The following is a 21,966-nucleotide window of genomic DNA, read 5'->3' on the forward strand; positions in this document are numbered from 1 at the left end:
CGCCCTCGCGGCTAGTCGGGACGTACGCCAAAGAGTGAAGAGGGTGTCGGAAGGCGCGGACAACCGGCCGGCGGGCGCTCGCCAGGCGCGTGACCTCGTCCGTGTCGCGTTCGGCCCGGCGGTGGTGGCCCTGGTCATCATCGCCGCCGTCACGCTGCTGCAGCTGTTGATCGCCAACAGCGACATGACCGGTGCGCTGGGCGCGATCGCCAGCATGTGGCTCGGCGTGCACCAGGTGCCGATCTCGATCGGCGGCCGCGAGCTGGGCGTCATGCCGTTGCTGCCGGTGCTGCTGATGATCTGGGCGACCGCGCGCAGCACCGCCCGGGCCACCTCCCCGTATTCCTCCTGGCTGGTGATCCGCTGGGTCGTCGCGTCGGCGCTGGGCGGGCCGCTGCTGATCGCGGCCATCGCTCTGGCGGTCATTCACGACGCGTCGTCGGTGATCACCGAGCTGCAGACGCCCAGCGCCCTGCGCGCATTCGCCAGCGTGCTCGTCGTGCACGCCCTCGGCGCCGCGATCGGCCTGTGGTCGCGGGTGGGGCGGCGGGCGTTGGCGGCGGCGTCGCTGCCGCTTTGGCTGGGCGATGCGCTGCGCGCCGCGTCGGCCGGGGTGCTCGCGCTGCTCGGGCTTTCCGGCCTGGTGACCGCGGGCTCGCTGGTGGTGCATTGGGCAACGATGCAAGACCTTTACGGCATCACCGATTCGATCTTCGGGCAGTTCAGCCTCACGGTGCTGTCGATCTTGTACGCGCCCAACGTCATTGTGGGCACCGCGGCGATGGCGGTCGGGTCCAGCGCTCATGTGGGCTTCGCGACGTTCAGTTCGTTCACCGTCTTCGGTGGCGACATTCCGGCGCTGCCGATCCTGGCCGCGACCCCCCGGCCGCCGCTCGGGCCGGTATGGGTGGCGCTGCTGATCATCGGCGCCTCGGCCGGGGTGGCCGTCGGGCAGCAGTGCGCCCGGCGGGCGCTGCCGCTGATCCCCGCGATGGCCAAGCTTCTGGTCGCGTCGGTGATCGGGGCGCTGGCGATGTCCCTGCTCGCCTACGGCGGCAGCGGCCGGCTGGGAAACTTCGGTGACGTCGGCGTCGACCAGGGGACCCTGCTGGGCGGGGTGTTCTTCTGGTTCGCGGTCGTCGGCGGGATCACGGTGGTGATGAGCGGGGGCATCCGGGCGCGGCCGCGGCGGCCCAAGCCCGCGCCGCCGCAGGAACCGGCGGACTTCGCGGAGGCGTTCGATGGGCCGGACGGCGAGGCGCCGACCGGTGTTCCCGACCCGGACGATGTCGCCGAGCACGACGCGCCGGTCAGCGACGACGACGCCCCGGTGGGCGACGACGACGGGCCGCCCCCCGACGAGGCGAAGCCGACCGCGCCCGACCGCGAGACCGGCGAGTAGCTCCCACTAGGCTCTGTCCCTGTGGCCGAACAGCTTCAGGTGCCCCCGAGTGCGCCGGCACGGGTGGTGGTGCTGGCATCGGGCACCGGCTCGCTGTTGAGCTCCCTACTCGAGGCCGCCGTCGGCGACTACCCGGCCCGCGTGGTCGCGGTCGGCGCCGACCGCGATTGCCTGGCCACCGAGATCGCCGCGGGGGCGGCGCTGCCCACCTTCACGGCCCGGCTCGGCGATCATCGGGACCGGAGCGCCTGGGACGCGGCCATCACCGAAGCCACCGCCGCGCACTCCCCGGATTTGGTGGTGTCCGCGGGATTCATGAAAATACTTGGGCCGCAATTTCTTTCCCGGTTCTACGGCCGGATCATCAACACCCACCCCGCGCTGTTGCCGGCCTTCCCGGGCGCACACGGCGTGGCCGACGCGTTGGCCTACGGCGTCAAGGTCACAGGCTGTACGGTGCACCTGGTGGATGCCGGCACCGACACCGGGCCGATCCTGGCGCAGCAATCCGTGCCGGTGCTCGACGGTGACAGCGAGGAGACCCTGCACGAACGCATCAAGGTCACCGAACGGAAGCTCCTGGTGGACGTGGTGGCCGAGATCGCGACCGGCGGCCTGACCCTGGTCGGGAGAACAGCGACGATCGGACGAAAGGCGACCAATCGATGAGCACCGACGACTGGCCGGAGACGGCGAAAAGGCCGATCCGCCGCGCGTTGATCAGCGTCTACGACAAGACCGGGCTCGTCGAACTCGCCCGGGGACTGGCGGACGCGGGCGTGGAGATCGTCTCGACCGGGTCGACGGCGAAGACCATTGCCGAGAAAGCGATTCCGGTCACCAGGGTGGAGGAGCTGACCGGCTTCCCCGAGGTGCTCGACGGCCGGGTCAAGACGCTGCACCCGCGGGTGCACGCCGGCCTGCTGGCTGATCTGCGCAAACCGGAACACGCCGCGGCGCTCGAGGAACTCGGGATCGCGGCGTTCGAACTGGTCGTCGTCAACCTGTATCCGTTCAGCGAGACCGTCGACTCGGGCGCCAGCATCGACGAGTGCGTCGAGCAGATCGACATCGGCGGCCCGTCGATGGTCCGCGCGGCCGCGAAGAACCATCCCAGCGTGGCGGTGATCACCGACCCGCGCGGCTATGACGGCGTGCTGGCGGCGGTGCGCCACGGCGGCTTCACCCTCGCCGAGCGCAAAAAGCTGGCCGCGCTGGCGTTTGCGCACACCGCGGAATACGACATCGCGGTGGCGGGGTGGATGGAGTCGACGCTGGCGCCCGAGCATCCTCCGACGGCGTTCCCAAAGTGGTTGGGGCGCAGCTGGAGTCGCTCGACAATGCTGCGCTACGGGGAGAACCCGCACCAGCAGGCGGCGCTCTACAGCGACCCCGGCGCCTGGCCGGGCCTGGCGCAGGCCGAGCAGCTGCACGGAAAAGAGATGTCCTACAACAACTTCACCGACGCGGACGCGGCCTGGCGGGCCGCCTTCGACCACGAGCAGACCTGCGTCGCCATCATCAAGCACGCCAACCCCTGCGGGATCGCCATTTCGTCGGAATCGGTGGCCGACGCGCACCGCAAGGCCCACGAATGCGACCCGCTGAGCGCCTTCGGCGGCGTCATCGCGGCCAACACCGAGGTCAGCCTTGAGATGGCCGAGTACGTGAGCACCATCTTCACCGAGGTGATCATCGCCCCCGCCTACGCGCCCGGGGCGCTGGAGGCCCTGACGCGCAAGAAGAACGTCCGGGTGCTGGTGGCCTCCGAGCCGCTGACCGGCGGCACCGAGCTGCGGCCCATCAGCGGCGGGCTGCTGGTGCAGCAACGCGACGAGCTCGACGCGCACGGCGACAACCCGGCGAACTGGACGCTGGCGACCGGCTCACCGGCCGATCCGGCCACGCTGACCGACCTGGTCTTCGCGTGGCGCGCGTGCCGCGCGGTCAAGTCGAACGCCATCGTGATCGCCGGCGGCGGCGCGACCATCGGCGTCGGCATGGGCCAGGTGAACCGGGTCGACGCCGCGCGGCTGGCGGTCGAACGCGGCGGCGACCGGGTGCGCGGCGCGGTCGCGGCCTCGGACGCGTTCTTCCCGTTCCCCGACGGCCTCGAGACGCTGACCGCCGCCGGGGTGAAGGCGATCGTGCACCCGGGCGGGTCGGTGCGCGACGAGGAGGTGACGGCGGCGGCAGCCAACGCCGGCGTCACGTTGTATCTCACCGGGGCCCGCCACTTCGCCCACTGAACGCTCAGCGCGTGAGCCGGTTGGGCAACGCGTAGCGTGGAGTGGTGCCATCACCCAGCAATCTGCCCCGCACCGTCGGCGAACTGCGTGCCGCCGGTCACCGCGAGCGGGGAGTCAAACAGGAAATCCGGGAAAACCTGCTGACGGCGTTGGCCGAGGGTGACGAGGTCTGGCCGGGGATCCTGGGTTTCGACGACACCGTGCTGCCCCAGCTGGAGCGGGCGCTCATCGCGGGTCACGACTTCGTCCTGCTCGGCGAGCGCGGCCAGGGCAAGACGAGGCTGCTGCGGGCCCTCGTCGGCCTGCTCGACGAGTGGACGCCGGTGATCGCCGGGGCCGAACTGGGCGAGCATCCCTATTCGCCGATCACACCGGAATCCATCCGCAAGGCCGCGACGCTGGGCGACGACCTGCCGGTTGAGTGGCGGCACCGCAGCGAGCGGTACACCGAGAAGCTGGCCACCCCCGACACCAGCGTCGCCGACCTGGTCGGCGACATCGACCCGATCAAGGTGGCCGAGGGCCGCAGCCTCGGCGACCCGGAAACCATCGCCTACGGGTTGATCCCCCGCGCCCACCGCGGCATCGTCGCGGTCAACGAGCTGCCCGACCTGGCCGAGCGCATTCAGGTGTCGATGCTCAACGTGATGGAGGAGCGCGACATCCAGGTCCGGGGGTACACCCTGCGCCTGCCGCTGGACGTGTTGGTGGTCGCCAGCGCCAACCCCGAGGACTACACCAACCGCGGCCGCATCATCACCCCGCTCAAGGACCGGTTCGGCGCGGAGATCCGCACCCACTACCCGCTGGAGCTCGAGGCGGAGGTCGGGGTCATCGTCCAGGAGGCGCACCTGTCCGCGCAGGTGCCCGACTACCTGATGCAGGTGATCGCCCGGTTCGCCCGGTACCTGCGGGAGTCCAACTCCGTCGACCAACGCTCCGGGGTGTCGGCGCGGTTCGCGATCGCGGCGGCCGAGACCGTGGCGGCGGCCGCCCGGCATCGCGGCGCGGTGCTGGGGGAGACCGACCCGGTGGCCCGGGTGGTGGACCTCGGCACGGTGATCGACGTGCTGCGCGGCAAGCTGGAATTCGAGTCCGGCGAGGAGGGCCGCGAGCAGGCCGTGCTCGAACACCTGCTGCGCCGCGCGACGGCCGATACCGCGTCGCGGGTGCTCGGCGGCATCGATGTCGGATCGTTGGTGTCCGCGGTCGAGGGCGGCTCGGCGGTCACGACGGGCGAGCGGGTGTCGGCCAAGGACGTGCTGGCCGCGGTTCCGGCCCTGCCGGTGGTGGACAAGATCGCGGCCAAGGTCAACGCCCAGTCCGAGGGCGAGCGCGCCGCAGCGCTGGAGCTAGCGCTGGAGGCGCTCTATCTGGCCAGGCGCATCGACAAGGTGTCCGGGGAGGGCCAAACCGTCTATGGCTAACCCTGTTTCGAGGGGTCACTCCTCCAGGTACTCGGCGTACACCGGCGGGCCCGACCCGCTGGCCCCGCCGGTGGACCTGCGCGAGGCCCTCGAGCAGATCGGCCAGGACGTCATGGCCGGCACGTCGCCGCGCCGCGCGTTGTCCGAGCTGTTGCGCCGCGGCACCAAGAACATGCCCGGCGCCGACCGGCTGGCGGCCGAGGCGAACCGGCGGCGACGGGAGTTGTTGCGTCGCAACAACTTGGACGGCACCCTGCAGGAGACCAAGAAGTTGCTCGACGAGGCCGTGCTGGCCGAGCGCAAGGAACTGGCGCGGGCACTCGACGACGACGCCCGCTTCGGCGAACTGCAGCTCGACGCGCTGCCCGCCTCACCCGCCAAGGCCGTCCAGGAGCTCTCCGACTACAACTGGCGCAGCAACGAGGCCCGCGAAAAGTACGACCAGATCAAGGATCTGCTCGGACGCGAGATGCTCGATCAGCGTTTCGCCGGAATGAAGGATGCGCTGCAGGGCGCCACCGACGAGGACCGCCAGCGCGTCAACGAGATGCTGAACGACCTCAACGAGCTGCTCGACAAGCACGCCCGCGGTGACGACACCCAGCAGGACTTCGACGAATTCATGGACAAGCACGGCGAGTTCTTCCCGGAGAACCCGCGCAATGTCGACGAGCTGCTCGACTCGCTGGCCAAGCGCGCCGCCGCCGCGCAACGCTTCCGCAACAGCCTGAGCCCCGATCAGCGCGCCGAGCTGGATGCCTTGGCGCAGCAGGCATTCGGGTCGCCCTCGCTGATGCAGGCGCTGAACCGGCTCGACGCGCACTTGCAGGCCGCCCGGCCGGGGGAGGACTGGACGGGGTCCGAGCAGTTCTCCGGCGACAATCCGTTCGGCATGGGTGAGGGCACCCAGGCGCTGGCCGACATCGCGGAGCTCGAGCAACTGGCCGAGCAGCTTTCGCAGAGCTACCCGGGCGCCACCATGGACGACGTCGATCTCGACGCGCTGGCGCGCCAACTCGGGGACCAGGCCGCCGTCGACGCCCGCACCCTCGCCGAATTGGAACGCGCCCTGGTCAGTCAGGGCTTCCTGGACCGCGGTTCCGACGGCCAGTGGCGGCTTTCACCCAAGGCCATGCGCCGGCTCGGCGAGACGGCGTTGCGCGATGTGGCGCAACAGCTTTCCGGCCGACGCGGTGAGCGCGACCATCGGCGGGCGGGCGCGGCCGGTGAACTGACCGGTGCCACCCGGCCCTGGCAGTTCGGCGACACCGAGCCGTGGAACATCTCCCGCACCCTGACCAACGCGGTGCTGAGGCGTGCGGGCACCGCCACGCTGGACGACGCCGCCGGATCGTTGAACATCACGGTCGACGACGTCGAGGTGTCCGAGACGGAGACGCGCACCCAGGCCGCGGTGGCGCTGCTGGTCGACACTTCGTTCTCGATGGTGATGGAGAATCGGTGGCTGCCGATGAAGCAGACGGCGCTGGCGCTCAACCATCTGGTGTGCACGCGATTTCGCTCGGATGCCCTGCAGATCATCGCGTTTGGACGGTACGCGCGGACGGTGACGGCCGCCGAGCTCACCGGTCTGGAGGGCGTCTACGAGCAGGGCACCAACCTGCATCACGCGTTGGCGCTGGCCGGTCGTCACCTGCGGCGGCATCCCAACGCGCAGCCCGTCGTGCTGGTGGTGACCGATGGCGAGCCCACGGCTCACCTGGAGGACTTCGAGGGCGAAGGCACTACCGTGTTCTTCGACTACCCGCCGCATCCGCGGACGATCGCGCACACCGTGCGCGGGTTCGACGACATGGCCCGCCTCGGCGCGCAGATCACCATCTTCCGCTTGGGCAGCGACCCCGGCCTGGCCCGCTTCATCGACCAGGTCGCCCGGCGCGTCGAGGGTCGCGTCGTGGTACCCGACCTCGACGGCCTGGGTGCGGCGGTGGTGGGTGACTACCTCCGGTCCCGCCGCCGCTGATCCCAGGGATAGGTGCTCACTCGACCGGGTACACGGAGCGAGAAGGAGGAGACGCATGAGCAAGGTTCCGACGATCGAACTCAACAATGGTGTCAGCATCCCGCAACTTGGCTTCGGGGTGTTCCAGATCAAGCCCGACGAGACGGCCGCGGCGGTCAAGACCGCGCTGGAGATCGGCTACCGACACATCGACACCGCCGAGATGTACGGCAACGAAGCCGAAGTGGGACAAGGCATTCGCGATGCCGGACTGGATCGCGCCGACGTCTTCGTCACCAGCAAGCTCAACAACGGTTTTCACAAACCCGACGACGCGCGCCGCGCGTTCGACCGAACGCTGAAGGCGCTGGAATCCGATTACGTGGACCTGTTTCTCATCCACTGGCCGCTGCCGACGCTGTACGACGGCGACTTCGTCTCGACTTGGAAGGTTTTCGAGGAGTTCGCCCGGGACGGGCGCGCCCGCAGCATCGGTGTCTCGAATTTCCAAGTGGCGCACCTGGAACGGCTCGCCAGCGAAACCGACACGGTGCCGTCGGTCAACCAGATCGAGCTTCATCCGTACTTCGGTAACAAGGAGGTCCGGGCGTACGGACGCGAGCACGGCATCGCCACCGAGGCGTGGGCGCCCATCGCGCAGGGCAAGGTGCTCGACGACCCGGTGATCAACCGCATCGCCGATGCCCGGGGTAAGTCGGCGGCGCAGGTGGTGTTGCGCTGGCACATTCAGCGGGGCGACATCGTCTTTCCGAAGTCGGTGACCCCGGAGCGGGTCAAAGAAAACTTCGAGCTTTTCGACTTCGAGTTGGACGATTCCGACATGGACGCGATTTCAGCCCTGGACAAGGGCGAGTCGGGACGCAACGGGCCCAACCCCGACAAGTTCGACTACGTGCCGGGCTGAGACGCGCGGCTACCCGCGCGGCCGGCGCGCCTTGCGGAGGATGCCGACACCGCCCCAAAGCGACCAGCCGCGAATGCGCACCGTGGGTGCGCCGGGCGTGCCCTGGCCGAGGACGCTGCGGTCGAAGTTGCCCATCACCCCGCGGCCGTGGATTTCGACGTTGACTTCGGGCGGCAGCAAAATGTTCTGCACGCCCATGATGGACATCGCGTGGATGTCGACCTCGGTCGAGGTGAAGTCGGCGTAGCGCAGATCGACCACCCCGCTGCCCCACAGCGTGAAGGTGGTGAGCTTCTTGGGCACGTTCCATCGACCCCGCCGCTCGAAGCCGCTCAGCAGGGCCAGCAGCAGTGTGGACGGCGCCGGGTTGGGCTTGCCGCCCCGGCGCGGGTTGACCGGTGCGCCCGGCAGGTCGGCCCGCAGCTGGTCCAGTTCCGCGTACGTTGTCGCGGCATAGGCCTTGGTCAAGCGGTCTTCGTAGTCCTTGAGCTGCAGGCGGCCCTGCTCGGCCGCGTAGGCCAGCAACTGCGCGATCTGGATGCGATCGGTGTCGGCCGCGCGCGACGATTCGTCGCGCGTGTCGTTCGCATCGGGTTGTGCAGAGTTGCTCATCACCCACGAGCCTACGACGTCCGGCTATTGCCGCAAGAGGATTGGTCAAACTGCAATGTTGCCCCGCGCCGCCCCGTCCGCGCGGGGGCGGTTGTTTGACACCTGGCTAACTTGCCCAGCTAGGGGCGCGCTTCTGCAGGAACGCCAGCATGCCTTCGCGGGCTTCGTCGGACACGAAGAGGCGGGCCGATTCCTCGGCGAGCCGTTCCGCGTCGCGGTCGAACCCCTCCAGCACCGCGGCCGTCGTCAGCGCCTTGGAGGCCGCCAACCCCTGCGGCGAACCGCGGCCCACGTCGGCGAGCAGTGCACCGACCGCGGCGTCGACGTCCTCGGCGGCGATCGTGATCAGCCCGATCTCCGCCGCGGCGCCGGCGTCAAACGTCTCGCCGGTCAGGTAGTAGCGCGCCGCGGCGCGCGGCGCCAGTTTCGGCAGCAGCGTCAGCGAGATGATCGCCGGCGCGACGCCGATGCGGGCCTCGGTCAGGGCGAAGGTGCTGCGCGGGCCGGCGACGGCGATGTCACACGCGCCGACGAGCCCGAACCCGCCGGCGCGGACGTGCCCGTTGATCGCGGCGATCACCGGCCGCGGCGAGGACACGATGGCCCGCAACACCGCCGTCAATTCCCGGGCGCGGGCGAGAGCGAGGTCGAATGGGCTGCCGCCGCTGGCCTCCCCGAGGTCGGCCCCGGCGCAGAACGTGTTGCCGGTGTGCGCCAACACCACCGCGCGCACGGCCGGGTCCGCCGCAGCGTCGCGTAGGCCCCGGTGCAACTGCTCGACGAGCGCGGTCGACAGCGCGTTGCGGTTGTGGGGCGAGTTCAGCGTCAGGCGCGCGAACGGTCCGCCGCTGTCGGCGGGACCGGCGTATTCGACCAGCGTCTCCATCAGTACGACCGGGGCAGACCCAGCGATGTCTGCGCCACGAAGTTCAGCACCATCTCCCGGCTGACGGGGGCGATGCGGCCCAGCCGCGCCGAGGCGAGCATGGCGGCAACGCCGTACTCCTTGGTCAGCCCGTTGCCGCCCATCGACTGCACGGCCTGGTCCACCGAGCGGGTGGCCGCTTCGGCCGCAGCATATTTCGCCATGTTGGCCGCCTCCGCTGCGCCCGCGTCGTCACCGCTGTCATACAGCGCGGCGGCCTTCTGCATCATCAGCTTGGCCAGTTGCACCTCGATGTGGCACTGCGCCAACGGGTGCGACAGCCCCTGGTGCGCCCCGATCGGCGTGCCCCACACCTGGCGGGTCTTGACGTAGTCGGCGGCCTTTTCGAGCGCGAACCGACCCATACCGACCGAGCTGGCGGCGCCCATGATCCGTTCGGGATTCAGCCCCGCGAAGAGCTGCGCGATCGCGGCATCCTCCGAACCCACCAGCGCGTCGGCCGGCAGCCGGACGTCGTCGAGGAACACCTGGAACTGCCGCTCGGGACTGATCAGCTCCATTTCGATTGGCGTGTAAGTGAATCCGGGGGCGTCGGTGGGCACCACAAACAGCGCGGGACGCAGCTTGCCGGTCTTGGCCTCCTCGGTGCGGCCCACCACCAGGACGGCCTGCGCCTGGTCGATGCCGGAGATGTACACCTTCTGTCCTTTGAGGATCCAGTCGCCGCCGTCGCGCCGGGCGGTGGTCGTGATCTTGTGCGAATTGGACCCGGCGTCGGGCTCGGTGATGGCGAAGGCCATCGTCAGGGTGCCGTCGGCGATGCCGGGAATCCAGCGTTTCTTCTGCTCGTCGGTGCCGAACTTGCTGATGATCGTGCCGTTGATCGCCGGCGATACCACCATCAGCAGCAGCGCGCTGCCCGCCGCCGCCATCTCCTCCATCACCAGCGACAGCTCGTACATGCCGGCGCCGCCGCCGCCGTACTCCTCGGGCAGGTTCACCCCGAGGAAACCGAGTTTGCCTGCCTCCGACCACAATTCGTCGGTGTGCTGCTGCGCGCGGGCCTTCCTCAGGTAGTACTCGCTGCCGTAGTTGGCGGCCCAGGCGGCCACCGACTTGCGCAGGGCCCGCCGCTCCTCGCTCTCGATGAAGCTGGTGTCGGTCATGCTGGATCTCCTTCTGCTTGCGGCGCTTCCACCCTTGCCAGGACGGCGCCCACCTCGACTTGCTGACCGGTCTTGACGTTGAGTTCGACGAGTACCCCGTCGGCCGGTGCGGTGATGGTGTGTTCCATCTTCATCGCCTCGAGCCAGATCAACGCCTGGCCGGCCTCGACGGTGTCGCCGACCGCGGCGCCGATCCGAATCACGTTGCCGGGCATCGGCGCCACCAGGGACCCCTGTTCGACGGCCGACCCCGGTTCCGGGAAACGCGGCAGCGCGACCAGGTGCACGGGCCCGGGCGCCGAGTCGACGTAGACGTCGTCACCGTAGCGCGCGACCGTGAGGGCGCGCGCCACCCCGGAGCCGTCGGCCAGCACCACCTCGTCGGGCGTGGCCGAGACGAGCTGGACCTGTTCGTCGTCGGACAACCGCAATCCGGTTCTGGTGAAGCGGTATTCGACGCGGTGCTCACCGCCGTCGGCATCGCGGTAGGTCTTCACCTGGTAGCCGGACGGCAGGTTTCGCCAGCCGCTGGGCAGCGTGCCCAGGACGGGCGCGGCCGCGCGGTTGTGCGCGGCGTCGGAGAGCGCGGCCGCGATCGCGGACAACCGGACGGTGGCGGCGTCGGCCAGGGGGGCGGACAGCTTCTCCAAGCCGTGTGTGTCGAAAAACGCGGTGTCCGTGGCGCCGTCGAGAAAGGCGGGGTGGCGCAGGACGTTGACCAGCAACTCGCGGTTGGTGCGCAGGCCGTGCAGGCGGGTGCGGGCGAGCGCGTCGGCCAGCACCAGCGCCGCTTGGCGGCGCGTCGGCGCGTAGGAGATGACCTTGGCCAGCATCGGGTCGTAGTGGATGGACACCGTGGATCCGGCGGCGATGCCCGAATCGAGCCGGATGCCGGTCCGGCGCGCCAACGTGGTGAACCGCGCACCGACGCCGGGCACGTCGACGGTGTGCACGCGGCCCGCCTGCGGCTGCCAGCCCTGTGCGGGATCCTCGGCGTAGAGGCGGGCCTCGATCGAATGGCCCTGCGCGGGCGGGGGTTCGGTGTCGAGCCGACCGCCGTCGGCGACGGTGATCTGCAGTTCGACGAGGTCGAGCCCGGTGGTCTCCTCGGTCACCGGGTGCTCGACCTGCAGCCGGGTGTTCATTTCGAGGAAAAAGAACTCGCCGTCATCGTCGGCGAGGAATTCAACCGTCCCGGCGCCCGTGTAGCCGATGGCCTCGGCGGCCAGTCGGGCCGCGTCGAACAGCTTGGCCCGCATGCCGGGTGTGCGCTCGACCAAGGGGGAGGGAGCCTCCTCGATGATCTTCTGGTGCCGGCGCTGAATGGAGCATTCGCGTTCCCCGACGGACCAGACGGTGCCGTGGGCGTCGGCCATCACCTGCACCTCGATGTGGTGCCCGGTGGGCAGGTAGCGCTCGCAAAACACGGTCGGGTCGCCGAACGCGGATTGCGCCTCCCGGCGGGCTGCCTCTACTTCGCTTGCGAGAGAGCCTAATTCGCGGACGACCCGCATCCCGCGGCCGCCGCCGCCGGCGGAGGCCTTGACCAGCACCGGCAGCTGCGCTTCGGTGACCGTGTCGGGGTCGAGCTCGTCGAGCACCGGAACTCCGGCGGCGGCCATCAGCTTCTTGGACTCGATCTTGGAGCCCATCGCCCGCACCGCGTCCACCGGCGGCCCGATCCAGGTCAGGCCCGCGGCCTGCACGGCGGCGGCGAATTCGGCGTTCTCCGAGAGGAACCCGTATCCCGGATGCACGGCGTCGGCGCCCGCGGCGCGGGCGGCGGCGATGATCGCCTCCGCGTTGAGGTAGTCGTTGGTCTTCGGCAGCCGGACCCGGGCGTCGGCCTCGGCGACGTGCGGCGCGGCGGCATCCGGGTCGGTGTAGACCGCGACGGTGCCCAGGCCCAGCCGCCGGCAGGTGGCGAACACCCGTCGGGCGATCTCGCCCCGGTTGGCGACCAGCACTCGAGTGACCATGGGGCTCACATCCGGAAGACGCCGAAGTTCGACGTCCCCTTGATCGGGCCATTTGCGATGGCGGACAGACACATTCCCAACACGGTGCGGGTGTCGCGCGGGTCGATCACCCCGTCGTCGTACAGCATCCCGGACAGGACCAGCGGCAGCGACTCGGCCTCGATCTGCCCCTCGACGGCGGCTCGCATCGCGGCGTCGGCGTCCTCGTCGACCTGCTGGCCGCGGGCTTCGGCGGCGGCCCGCGCCACGATCGACAAGACGCCCGCCAGCTGGGCGCCGCCCATCACCGCGGACTTGGCGCTGGGCCAGGCGAACAGGAACCGGGGGTCATAGGCTCGCCCGCACATGCCGTAATGGCCGGCGCCGTAGGAGGCGCCGATCAACAGCGAGATGTGCGGGACGGTCGAGTTGGAGACCGCGTTGATCATCATCGAGCCGTGCTTGATCATCCCGCCCTCTTCGTAGTCCCTGCCCACCATGTAGCCGGTGGTGTTGTGCAGGAACAACAGTGGGGTGTTGGAGCGGTTGGCCAGCTGGATGAACTGGGTCGCCTTCTGCGATTCCTCGCTGAACAGCACGCCGCGCGCGTTGGCCAGGATGCCCAGCGGGTAGCCGTGCAGGCGGGCCCATCCCGTCACCAGCGATGACCCGTACATGGCCTTGAATTCGTCGAATTCGGAGCCGTCGACGATGCGGGCGATCACCTCGCGTGGGTCGAACGGGATGCGCAGATCCGCGGGCACGATGCCGATCAGCTCTTCGGCGTCGAACAACGGATCGATGACCGGCCCGGGCGCCGGGCCCTTTTTGCGCCAGTTGAGCCGGGCGACGATACGGCGGCCGATGCGAATGGCGTCCAGCTCGTCGACGGCGAAGTAATCCGCCAAACCGGATACGCGGGAATGCATTTCGGCCCCGCCCAGCGATTCGTCGTCCGACTCCTCGCCGGTGGCCATCTTCACCAGCGGCGGGCCGGCGAGGAACACCTTCGAGCGTTCCTTGATCATCACCACGTGGTCGGACATGCCGGGAATGTAGGCACCACCGGCGGTGGAGTTGCCGAATACCAGGGCGATGGTGGGGATGCCGGCGGCCGACAGGCGGGTCAGGTCGCGGAACATCCGCCCGCCGGGGATGAAGATCTCCTTCTGGGTGGGCAGGTCCGCCCCGCCGGACTCCACCAGGGAGATGACCGGCAGCCGGTTTTCGAACGCGATCTGGTTGGCGCGCAGGATCTTTTTCAGGGTCCACGGGTTGCTGGTGCCGCCCTTGACGGTCGGGTCGTTCGCGACGATCAGGCATTCCACCCCGCACACCACGCCGATCCCGGTGACCGTGCTGGCGCCGACGGTGAACGCGGTGCCGTAGGCCGCCAGCGGGCTGAGCTCCAAGAACGGGGAGTCGGGGTCCACGAGCAACTCGATGCGTTCGCGGGCGGTCAGCTTGCCGCGGGCGTGGTGGCGCTCGACGTACTTGGGGCCGCCGCCCGCAAGCGCTTTGGCGAGTTCGGCGTCGATCTCCTCGAGCCGGGAGGTCGCGGTCGACGCCGCGTCGGAGTAGGCGGCCGATTGCGGGTCGAGGGTGGACTGCAGGACGGTCATGATTGATATCCAAGCGTTTTCGCGGCCAGTGCGGTCAGTATCTCGGTGGTTCCGCCGCCGATGCCCAGGATCCGCATGTCGCGGTACTGGCGTTCGACTTCGGATTCGGCCATGTAGCCCATGCCGCCGAACAGCTGCACCGCCTGGTTGGCCACCCATTCGCCGGCCTCGACGGCGGTGTTCTTGGCGAAGCACACCTCGGCGATCAGGTTGGTCTCGCCGGCGAGCTGGCGCTCGACCACGTTGCGGGAGTAGACGCGGGCGACGTCGATGCGCCGGGCCATCTCGGCGAGCGTGTTCTGCACCGACTGGCGTGAGATCAGTGGCCGGCCGAAGGTCTCCCGGTCGCGGCACCACTGCAGCGTCAGGTCCAGGCACCGCTGGGCGCTTGAATACGCCTGTGCGGCAAGGCCGATCCGCTCGGCCACAAAGGCCTGCGCGATTTGCAGGAAGCCGCTGTTCTCGGCGCCGACCAGGTTGGCCGCCGGCACCCTGGCGTCGACGAAGGACAGCTCGGCGGTGTCGGAGGACCGCCATCCCATCTTGGCCAGCTTGCGGCTCACCTCGAAACCCGGTGTGCCCTTCTCGATCACCAGCAGGGACACCCCCGCCGCCCCGGGGCCACCGGTGCGCACCGCGGTGACGACGTAGTCCGCGCGGACCCCGGAGGTGATGTAGGTCTTGGCGCCGTTGACCACGTAGTGATCCCCGTCCCGCACCGCCGAGGTTCGCAGGTGCCCGACGTCCGAACCGCCGCCGGGCTCGGTGATGGCCAGCGCGCCGATCTTGTCGCCGGCCAGCGTCGGCCGGACGAACTCCTCGATCAGCCGTTGATCGCCGGAGGCGATCATGTGCGGCACCGCGATGCCACAGGTGAACAGCGACGCGAAAACACCACCGGGAGCGCCGGTCTGGTGCACCTCCTCGCAGATGATCACCGCGTCCGCGCCGTCGCCCCCACCCCCGCCTACCGCCTCGGGAAAGTTCGCGCCCAGCAGCCCGGCCGCCCCGGCGCGCCGGTGCAGTTCGCGCGGGAGCTCGCCGACGCGTTCCCACTCGTCGACGTGGGGCAGGATCTCCCGTTCGGTGAAGGAGCGCAACGTCTTTCGCAACTCTTCGCGCTCCGGCGTCGTCCAAAGATTCATAGGAGCCTTTCGGGGATCTCGACGTGGCGGCCGCGCAGCCATTCACCCAGCCCCTTGGCCTGGGGGTCGAACCGCGCCTGATAGGCGACGCCCTGGCCGAGGATGCCGTCGATGACGAAGTTGACCGCGCGCAGGTTCGGCAGCACGTGGCGGGTGACGTCGAACTCCGCCGCTTCCGGCAGCAGCTCCCTGAGCTTCTCGACGGTCAGCGTGTTGGCCAGCCAGCGCCATTGTTCGTCGGTGCGGGCCCAGACCCCCACGTTGGCCGAGCCGCCCTTGTCGCCGCTGCGGGCCCCGGCGATGCGGCCCAGCGGCACGCGGCGGGTGGGCCCATTGGGCAACGATTCCGGCAGCGGCGGGGGGTCGGCGGGCGCAAGCTCCAAAGTGTCTGCGGCGCAGGGGATCTCGACTCGGGTACCGTCGGCGTGCACCGCGACGTGCGGCACCTCCTTGGCGTCCACGTAGCCCGCGGTGAACACCCCGTAGACCTGGCCGTCACCCGGCGGGGTGGTCACGTGAAAGCCCGGGTAGCTGGCGAGCGCCAATTCCACGGCGGCCGAGGAGAATTGGCGCCCGACGTTCGCGGGATCGGGATCGCGGACCACGCAGTGCAGCAGCGCGCTGGCCGCTTCCTCGGTGTCGGCGTCGGTGTGGTCGGTGCGTGCGAGCGACCACTGCAGCTCCGCGGGCTTGACCGTGAGCGCGGCCTCGAGTTGCCGGCGCACCAAGTCGGCTTTGGCCTCGATGTCGAGACCGGTCAGCACGAACGTCATGGAATTGCGGAATCCGCCGATGCTGTTCAGCGACACCTTATAGGTGGGCGGCGGGGCCTCCCCGCGCACGCCGCTGATGCGCACCCGGTCGGGGCCGTCCGCGGACAGCTCGACGGTGTCCATCCGGGCGGTGACGTCGGGGTTGGCGTAGCGGGCGCCGCTGATCTCGTAGAGCAGCTGCGCCGTGACGGTGTCGACGCTGACGAGCCCGCCGGTGCCCGGGTGCTTGGTGATCACCGAGGAACCGTCGGCGTGGACCTCGGCCAGCGGGAAGCCGGCGTGGCCCAGGTCGGAAATTTCGGTGAAGAAGGAGTAGTTGCCGCCGGTGGCCTGCACCCCGCACTCGATGACGTGGCCGGCCACCACCGCCCCGGCCAGCCGGTCGTAGTCGGTGCGCCCCCAACCGAAGTGCGCGGCGGCCGCCCCGACGATCACCGACGCGTCGGTGACCCGGCCCGTGACGACGACGTCGGCGCCGTCGTCCAGGCAGTCGACGATGCCCCAGGCGCCCAGGTAGGCGTTGGCGGTCAGGGGGGTGCCCAGCCCGAGTTCGGCGGCGCGCCCCAGCAGGTCGTCGCCCTCCACGTGTGCGACGCGGGCCGGGATGCCGAGCCGCTCGGCCAGGGCGCGGATCGCGTCGGCCAGGCCGGCCGGGTTGAGGCCGCCGGCGTTGGCGACGATGCGGACGCCCCGGTCGCGGGCCTCGCCCAGGCAGTCCTCGAGCTGGGTGACGAAGGTCTTGGCGTAGCCGCGTTCGGGATGCTTCATCCGGTCGCGGCCCAGGATCAGCATGGTCAGTTCGGCCAGGTAGTCGCCGGTCAGGTAGTCCACGGGGTCATTGGAGCCGCCGGTGAGCATCTCGCGCATCGCCGAGAGCCGATCGCCGTAGAAGCCGGAGCAGTTCGCGATCCGGACCGCGCCACGACCAGGGGCAGAGGCCACGGCGTCCTCCCATCTGCGATTCACCGGTGAGCGCAAACCAACCAACCAACCGGTAGGTTAGCGGGTCGCGCCGGCGCCGCGTCAAGGACGCCCCCGCCGCTTCCCGCGCCGAGATTGCCGCCATGGTCGTGGTCCGCGCCCGGATCACGGCCGCCACGGCAATCTCGACGCCCCCGGGCGCCATTTTGGTGCGCGGCAGGCCACCGACTATCCTGGTAGCAATCGTCGCACGTTCGGCCGCACCGGCCACGCCGCGCGACAAGCCCCCGAGACGAGGAGTTGGGCCCGACCATGGCCGTACCCAAGCGCAGGATGTCGCGCGCGAACACCCGTAGCCGTCGCGCGCAGTGGAAGGCCACCAAGACCGAGCTCGTCGGTGTGACGGTCGCGGGCCAGAAGCACAAGGTGCCCCGCCGGCTGCTCAAGGCCGCCCGCCTCGGCCTGATCGACCTCGACCGCCGTTAGTTAATCTCGGCAAATACGCGGCGCGCCTCTCAGCCCGCTCTCAGGCGTCGGGACGACACTAGGCCCGTGCGGATACTGGTCGTCGACGACGATCGCGCAGTGCGTGAATCGCTGCGCCGGTCGCTTTCCTTCAATGGCTACTCGGTCGAGTTGGCCCACGACGGGGTGGAGGCGCTGGAGCTGATCGCCAGCGACCGGCCCGACGCGCTCGTGCTCGACGTGATGATGCCGCGGCTCGACGGCCTCGAGGTGTGCCGTCAGCTCCGCAGCACCGGCGACGACCTGCCGATCCTGGTGCTCACCGCCCGCGATTCGGTTTCCGAGCGGGTCGCGGGCCTGGACGCCGGCGCGGACGACTACTTGCCCAAGCCGTTCGCGCTCGAGGAGCTGCTGGCCCGGATGCGGGCACTGCTGCGCCGCACCAAGCCCGACGACGAGGACGCCGAATCGGTGGCCATGACGTTCTCCGATCTCACGCTGGACCCGGTGACCCGGGAGGTCACCCGCGGGCAACGCCAGATCAGCCTGACCCGCACCGAATTCGCTTTGCTGGAGATGCTGATCGCCAATCCGCGCCGCGTGCTCACCCGCAGCCGGATTCTGGAGGAGGTGTGGGGATTCGACTTCCCCACCTCCGGCAACGCGCTGGAGGTCTACGTCGGCTATCTGCGCCGCAAGACCGAGGCCGACGGAGAACCACGACTCATCCACACGGTGCGCGGCGTGGGCTACGTCCTCCGGGAGACGCCGCCGTGACCAGCCACCCTCGCCGATGATCCGGTACCAACGGCCGCAACGCGTACCGCTGCGCGCCACCAGCTCGTTGTCCCTGCGGTGGCGCGTGATGCTGCTGGCGATGTCGATGGTGGCGATGGTCGTCGTGCTGATGGCGTTCGCCGTGTACGCGGTGATCTCGGCCGCGTTGTACAACGACATCGACAATCAGCTGCAAAGCCGGGCGCAGCTGCTGATCGCCAGCGGTTCGCTGGCCGCCGACCCGGGGAAGGCCATCGAGGGCACCGCCTACTCCGACGTCAACGCGATGCTGGTCAATCCCGGCCACTCGATCTACACGGCGCAGCAGCCGGGCCAGACGCTGCCCGTCGGCGCGCCGGAGAAAGCGGTGATCCGCGGTGACCTGTTCATGTCGCGGCGCACGGCGGCCGATCAACGGGTCCTGGCCATCCACCTGCCCAACGGCTGCTCGCTGTTGATCTCCAAGAGCCTCAAACCGACCGAGGCGGTGATGACCAAGCTGCGCTGGGTGCTGCTGATCGTCGGCGGCGTCGGCGTCGCGGTCGCGGCGGTGGCCGGCGGCATGGTCACCCGGGCGGGGCTCCGCCCCGTGGCCCGCCTCACCGAAGCGGCCGAACGGGTGGCGCGCACCGACGACCTGCGGCCCATTCCGGTGTTCGGTAGCGACGAATTGGCCCGGCTCACCGAGGCATTCAACTTGATGCTGCGCGCGCTGGCCGAGTCGCGCGAGCGGCAGGCGCGGCTGGTCACCGACGCCGGGCACGAATTGCGCACCCCGCTCACGTCGTTGCGCACCAACGTCGAGCTGCTGATGGCGTCGATGGAACCCGGGGCGCCGCGGCTGCCCGAGCAGGAGATGGTCGGCCTGCGCGCCGACGTGCTGGCGCAGATCGAAGAGCTCTCCACGCTGGTCGGCGATTTGGTGGACCTGACCCGTGACGACGCCGGCCAGGTGGTGCACGAACCCGTCGACATGTCCGAGGTCGTCGAACGCAGCCTCGAGCGAGTCCGGCGGCGGCGCAACGACATTCACTTCGACGTCGACGTGACGCCCTGGCAGACGTTCGGCGACGCCGCCGGGCTGTCGCGGGCGGTGCTTAACCTGCTGGACAACGCGGCCAAGTGGAGCCCGCCGGGCGGCCACGTCGGCGTCAGGATGCGGCAACTCGACCCGTCGCACGCGGAGTTGGTGGTGTCCGACCACGGCCCCGGCATTCCGCCGCACGAACGCCGCCTGGTGTTCGAGCGGTTCTACCGTTCGACGACCGCCCGCGCGATGCCGGGGTCCGGGCTCGGGCTGGCGATCGTCAAGAAGGTTGTGCTCAACCACGGCGGATTGCTCCGGGTCGAAGACACCGTGCCGGGCGGTCAGCCGCCGGGGACCTCGTTCTACGTGCTGCTGCCCGGGCGGCCGATGCCGCCGCCGGCGTACCCCGCACCCGCCAACAAGGAATCGGGCACCGACCCCACCGTTCCCGTGGCGACCGGGGAGTCGAACTCTCGGGAACCGGCGAACGTTATCTCAGTGGACTCTCAGTCCGCGCGGGCAACCTAGGTCTGCGGCTAGGGTTGAATGGCCCAGTCGAGCCGCCGAGCCGAATACATAGAGGAAGAGCGACGTAGCGACATGACGAATGACCCGAGGTATTCGCCACCGCCGCAGCAGCCGGGATATCGTCCTGCGCCGAATCAGCCTGCGCCCACCCCGAGCCACCCGGGGAACTCCGCTTATGGCCAGGGGCAACCGTACGGCCAGCCGTTCGACTGGCGGCAGCAATCGCAGCCGACCGGCCAGTTCCGGCAGCCCTACGACCCGTTCAGCGCCACCGGCCCGGGCCGGATCCCCGGCGGCACCGGGGTAGGCCCGATTCCCGGGGCCACGGGGACGGGCCCGATTCCCGGCATGCTGCCGCCGATGCCCCCGGGGCCCCAAAAACGGCCCCGCGCGGGGCTGTTGGCCGTGGGCGCCCTGGCCATCGCGGTGGTGTCGGCCGGCATCGGCGGCGCCGCGGCGACGGCCGTCGAGCTGGGCACGCATTCGAACAACGGCAGCGGGCACAGCATCACCGGCGGCGGCGCGCCCAGCGTCCCGGCGGCGAACATGCCGCCGGGCAGCGTCGAACAGGTCGCCGCCAAGGTGGTGCCCAGCGTCGTCATGCTGGAGACCGACCTGGGCCGGCAGTCCGAGGAGGGCTCCGGCATCATTCTTTCGGCCGATGGGTTGATCCTGACCAACAACCATGTGGTCGCCGCGGCCGCCGGGACGCCCAAGCCGCCCGCTCCTCCCGGTGCGCCCCCCGGCGGTCCGCCCGGAGGTCCCGGTGGCGGACCGGGTGGTCCCGCCCCGAAGACCACGGTGACCTTCGCCGACGGTCGCACCGCGCCGTTCACGGTTGTCGGCGCCGATCCCACCAGCGACATCGCCGTGATCCGCGTGCAGGGCGTCTCCGGCCTCGCCCCGATTTCCCTGGGCTCCTCGTCGGATCTGCGCGTGGGCCAACCGGTGGTGGCCATCGGGTCGCCGCTGGGCCTGTCGGGAACCGTCACCACCGGAATCGTCAGCGCGCTGAACCGGCCGGTGTCCACCACGGGCGAGTCGGGCAACCAGAACACCGTGCTGGACGCGATCCAGACCGACGCCGCCATCAACCCGGGTAACTCGGGCGGCGCGCTGGTCAACATGCAGGGTCAACTGGTCGGCGTCAACTCGGCGATCGCCACCCTGGGTGCGGATTCGCCGGACGCCCAGAGCGGTTCGATCGGGCTCGGTTTCGCGATCCCCGTCGACCAGGCCAAGCGCATCGCCGACGAGCTGATCAGCAGTGGCAAGGCGTCCCACGCCTCACTGGGCGTGCAGGTGACCAACGACAAGGGTTCGCCGGGCGCCAAGGTCGTCGACGTCGTGCCGGGCGGGGCGGCCGCGACCGCCGGGGTGCCCAAGAACGTGACCGTCACCAAGGTCGACGACCGCCCGATCAGCAGTGCCGACGCGTTGGTCGCCGCCGTGCGGTCCAAGGCGCCCGGCGACAAGATCTCGCTGACCTTCCAGGATCCCGCTGGTGGCAGCCGTACCGTGCCGGTAACCCTGGGGAAGGCGGATCAGTAATGCGAGTCGAAGAACCCTCCGCGGCGGGATTGTCGGAGCTCGGTTATACCGTGGCACCCATGGAAACGGGCGCGGAGTTGGTCGTTGGCCGGGCCCTGGTCGTCGTGGTCGACGATCGCACGGCCCACGGGGACGAGGACCACAGCGGGCCGTTGGTCACCGAGCTGCTGACCGAGGCGGGTTTCGTCGTCGACGGCGTGGTTGCGGTCGCGGCGGACGAGGTCGAGATCCGCAACGCGCTCAACACCGCGGTGATCGGCGGGGTGGACCTGGTGGTCTCCGTCGGCGGGACGGGTGTGACGCCGCGCGACGTCACCCCTGAGGCCACCCGCGAGATCCTGGATCGCGAAATCCTCGGCATCGCCGAAGCCATCCGGGCGTCGGGACTGTCCGCGGGCATCACCGACGCCGGGCTGTCACGCGGCCTGGCCGGGGTGTCCGGCAGCACGTTGGTGGTGAACCTGGCGGGTTCCCGCTATGCCGTGCGTGACGGCATGGCGACGCTGAACCCCCTGGCCGCCCAGATCATCGGGCAGCTGTCGAGCCTGGAAATCTAGGCGCCGCAGCGC

At 69.9% G+C, this 21,966-nt stretch carries 18 protein-coding genes; 11 read left to right on the forward strand and 7 right to left on the reverse strand.

Translation table 11 applies throughout. The annotated features are described in order from the left end of the window. Positions 1 to 34: 34 nt before the first annotated feature. From A5702_RS25035 to A5702_RS25060, 6 genes are read left to right on the forward strand one after another with little or no spacing between them, the layout of a single operon-like run. Positions 35 to 1,402 (forward strand): DUF6350 family protein, encoded by a 1,368-nt coding sequence (locus tag A5702_RS25035; protein ID WP_082956195.1) that lies wholly within the window; start codon positions 35 to 37, stop codon positions 1,400 to 1,402. A gap of 21 nt (positions 1,403 to 1,423) precedes the next feature. Next, complete coding sequence (gene purN / locus A5702_RS25040; protein ID WP_055402724.1) at positions 1,424 to 2,071, forward strand: phosphoribosylglycinamide formyltransferase; 648 nt, start codon at positions 1,424 to 1,426, stop codon at positions 2,069 to 2,071. Next, complete coding sequence (purH, locus tag A5702_RS25045; protein ID WP_055402725.1) at positions 2,068 to 3,651, forward strand: bifunctional phosphoribosylaminoimidazolecarboxamide formyltransferase/IMP cyclohydrolase; 1,584 nt, start codon at positions 2,068 to 2,070, stop codon at positions 3,649 to 3,651. The genes purN and purH overlap by 4 nt, the downstream gene beginning before the upstream one ends. Before the next feature lie 41 nt (positions 3,652 to 3,692). After that, positions 3,693 to 5,078, forward strand: a complete 1,386-nt coding sequence (locus A5702_RS25050; RefSeq protein ID WP_068224705.1) for an ATP-binding protein — start codon at positions 3,693 to 3,695, stop codon at positions 5,076 to 5,078. Further along, positions 5,071 to 7,062, forward strand: a complete 1,992-nt coding sequence (locus A5702_RS25055; RefSeq protein ID WP_068224707.1) for a VWA domain-containing protein — start codon at positions 5,071 to 5,073, stop codon at positions 7,060 to 7,062. Before A5702_RS25050 ends, A5702_RS25055 begins: the two co-directional genes overlap by 8 nt. 55 nt (positions 7,063 to 7,117) lie before the next feature. Continuing rightward, positions 7,118 to 7,966, forward strand: a complete 849-nt coding sequence (locus A5702_RS25060) for an aldo/keto reductase (protein WP_068224709.1) — start codon at positions 7,118 to 7,120, stop codon at positions 7,964 to 7,966. Between the two features lie 9 nt (positions 7,967 to 7,975). Here the strand turns inward: A5702_RS25060 and A5702_RS25065 are convergent, their stop codons facing one another. From A5702_RS25065 to A5702_RS25095, 7 genes are all read right to left on the reverse strand, one after another. Then, the gene (locus tag A5702_RS25065) at positions 7,976 to 8,578 is read right to left on the reverse strand and encodes a DUF1707 domain-containing protein (RefSeq protein WP_055402732.1); all 603 of its coding nucleotides are present in this window, start codon (positions 8,576 to 8,578) and stop codon (positions 7,976 to 7,978) included. 106 nt (positions 8,579 to 8,684) lie between these two features. Continuing rightward, the gene (locus A5702_RS25070; RefSeq protein WP_068224711.1) at positions 8,685 to 9,464 is read right to left on the reverse strand and encodes an enoyl-CoA hydratase family protein; all 780 of its coding nucleotides are present in this window, start codon (positions 9,462 to 9,464) and stop codon (positions 8,685 to 8,687) included. Next, positions 9,464 to 10,630: an acyl-CoA dehydrogenase family protein gene (locus A5702_RS25075; protein WP_068224713.1), complete on the reverse strand. Its 1,167-nt coding sequence runs from the start codon at positions 10,628 to 10,630 to the stop codon at positions 9,464 to 9,466. The genes A5702_RS25070 and A5702_RS25075 overlap by 1 nt, the downstream gene beginning before the upstream one ends. Then, entirely contained in the window at positions 10,627 to 12,609 is a 1,983-nt protein-coding gene (locus tag A5702_RS25080) for a biotin carboxylase N-terminal domain-containing protein (RefSeq protein WP_068224717.1), read from the reverse strand. The genes A5702_RS25075 and A5702_RS25080 overlap by 4 nt, the downstream gene beginning before the upstream one ends. A gap of 5 nt (positions 12,610 to 12,614) precedes the next feature. Continuing rightward, a complete protein-coding gene (locus A5702_RS25085; protein WP_068224720.1) occupies positions 12,615 to 14,210 on the reverse strand; it encodes an acyl-CoA carboxylase subunit beta in 1,596 nt (531 codons plus the stop codon). Beyond that, a complete protein-coding gene (locus A5702_RS25090) occupies positions 14,207 to 15,355 on the reverse strand; it encodes an acyl-CoA dehydrogenase family protein (RefSeq protein WP_068224723.1) in 1,149 nt (382 codons plus the stop codon). The genes A5702_RS25085 and A5702_RS25090 overlap by 4 nt, the downstream gene beginning before the upstream one ends. Then, entirely contained in the window at positions 15,352 to 17,070 is a 1,719-nt protein-coding gene (locus A5702_RS25095) for an acyclic terpene utilization AtuA family protein (protein WP_068224726.1), read from the reverse strand. Before A5702_RS25095 ends, A5702_RS25090 begins: the two co-directional genes overlap by 4 nt. A 291-nt stretch (positions 17,071 to 17,361) precedes the next feature. On the opposite strand from A5702_RS25095, the gene rpmF reads away from it, so the two are divergent. The 5 genes from rpmF (at position 17,362) to A5702_RS25120 (ending at position 21,954) form a co-directional block, all read left to right on the forward strand. Continuing rightward, positions 17,362 to 17,535 (forward strand): 50S ribosomal protein L32, encoded by a 174-nt coding sequence (gene rpmF, locus A5702_RS25100; RefSeq protein WP_007168835.1) that lies wholly within the window; start codon positions 17,362 to 17,364, stop codon positions 17,533 to 17,535. Positions 17,536 to 17,601: 66 nt separating this feature from the next. Next, complete coding sequence (gene mprA / locus A5702_RS25105) at positions 17,602 to 18,291, forward strand: two-component system response regulator MprA (protein WP_055402744.1); 690 nt, start codon at positions 17,602 to 17,604, stop codon at positions 18,289 to 18,291. Positions 18,292 to 18,307: 16 nt separating this feature from the next. Beyond that, positions 18,308 to 19,846 (forward strand): HAMP domain-containing sensor histidine kinase, encoded by a 1,539-nt coding sequence (locus tag A5702_RS25110; RefSeq protein ID WP_067822098.1) that lies wholly within the window; start codon positions 18,308 to 18,310, stop codon positions 19,844 to 19,846. Positions 19,847 to 19,864: 18 nt separating this feature from the next. Further along, positions 19,865 to 21,397, forward strand: a complete 1,533-nt coding sequence (locus A5702_RS25115) for a S1C family serine protease (protein ID WP_156669748.1) — start codon at positions 19,865 to 19,867, stop codon at positions 21,395 to 21,397. After that, positions 21,397 to 21,954, forward strand: coding sequence for a molybdenum cofactor biosynthesis protein B (locus A5702_RS25120; protein ID WP_055402749.1), 558 nt, complete (start codon positions 21,397 to 21,399; stop codon positions 21,952 to 21,954). The genes A5702_RS25115 and A5702_RS25120 overlap by 1 nt, the downstream gene beginning before the upstream one ends. Positions 21,955 to 21,966 lie beyond the last annotated feature (12 nt).

The organism is Mycobacterium sp. E3339, from assembly GCF_001666915.1.
In the GTDB taxonomy this organism is placed as follows: Bacteria; Actinomycetota; Actinomycetes; order Mycobacteriales; family Mycobacteriaceae; genus Mycobacterium.

Excerpts from the sequence above, each read along its gene's own strand:
- A5702_RS25090 (WP_068224723.1), bottom strand. The coding sequence starts at position 15,355 with ATGAATCTTTGGACGACGCCGGAGCGCGAAGAGTTGCGAAAGACGTTG.
- rpmF (WP_007168835.1), top strand. The coding sequence starts at position 17,362 with ATGGCCGTACCCAAGCGCAGGATGTCGCGCGCGAACACCCGTAGCCGT.
- A5702_RS25070 (WP_068224711.1), bottom strand. The coding sequence starts at position 9,464 with ATGGAGACGCTGGTCGAATACGCCGGTCCCGCCGACAGCGGCGGACCG.
- A5702_RS25075 (WP_068224713.1), bottom strand. The coding sequence starts at position 10,630 with ATGACCGACACCAGCTTCATCGAGAGCGAGGAGCGGCGGGCCCTGCGC.
- A5702_RS25120 (WP_055402749.1), top strand. The coding sequence starts at position 21,397 with ATGCGAGTCGAAGAACCCTCCGCGGCGGGATTGTCGGAGCTCGGTTAT.
- A5702_RS25060 (WP_068224709.1), top strand. The coding sequence starts at position 7,118 with ATGAGCAAGGTTCCGACGATCGAACTCAACAATGGTGTCAGCATCCCG.
- A5702_RS25115 (WP_156669748.1), top strand. The coding sequence starts at position 19,865 with ATGGCCCAGTCGAGCCGCCGAGCCGAATACATAGAGGAAGAGCGACGT.
- A5702_RS25065 (WP_055402732.1), bottom strand. The coding sequence starts at position 8,578 with ATGAGCAACTCTGCACAACCCGATGCGAACGACACGCGCGACGAATCG.
- A5702_RS25080 (WP_068224717.1), bottom strand. The coding sequence starts at position 12,609 with ATGGTCACTCGAGTGCTGGTCGCCAACCGGGGCGAGATCGCCCGACGG.
- A5702_RS25085 (WP_068224720.1), bottom strand. The coding sequence starts at position 14,210 with ATGACCGTCCTGCAGTCCACCCTCGACCCGCAATCGGCCGCCTACTCC.
- A5702_RS25055 (WP_068224707.1), top strand. The coding sequence starts at position 5,071 with ATGGCTAACCCTGTTTCGAGGGGTCACTCCTCCAGGTACTCGGCGTAC.
- purH (WP_055402725.1), top strand. The coding sequence starts at position 2,068 with ATGAGCACCGACGACTGGCCGGAGACGGCGAAAAGGCCGATCCGCCGC.
- A5702_RS25110 (WP_067822098.1), top strand. The coding sequence starts at position 18,308 with ATGATCCGGTACCAACGGCCGCAACGCGTACCGCTGCGCGCCACCAGC.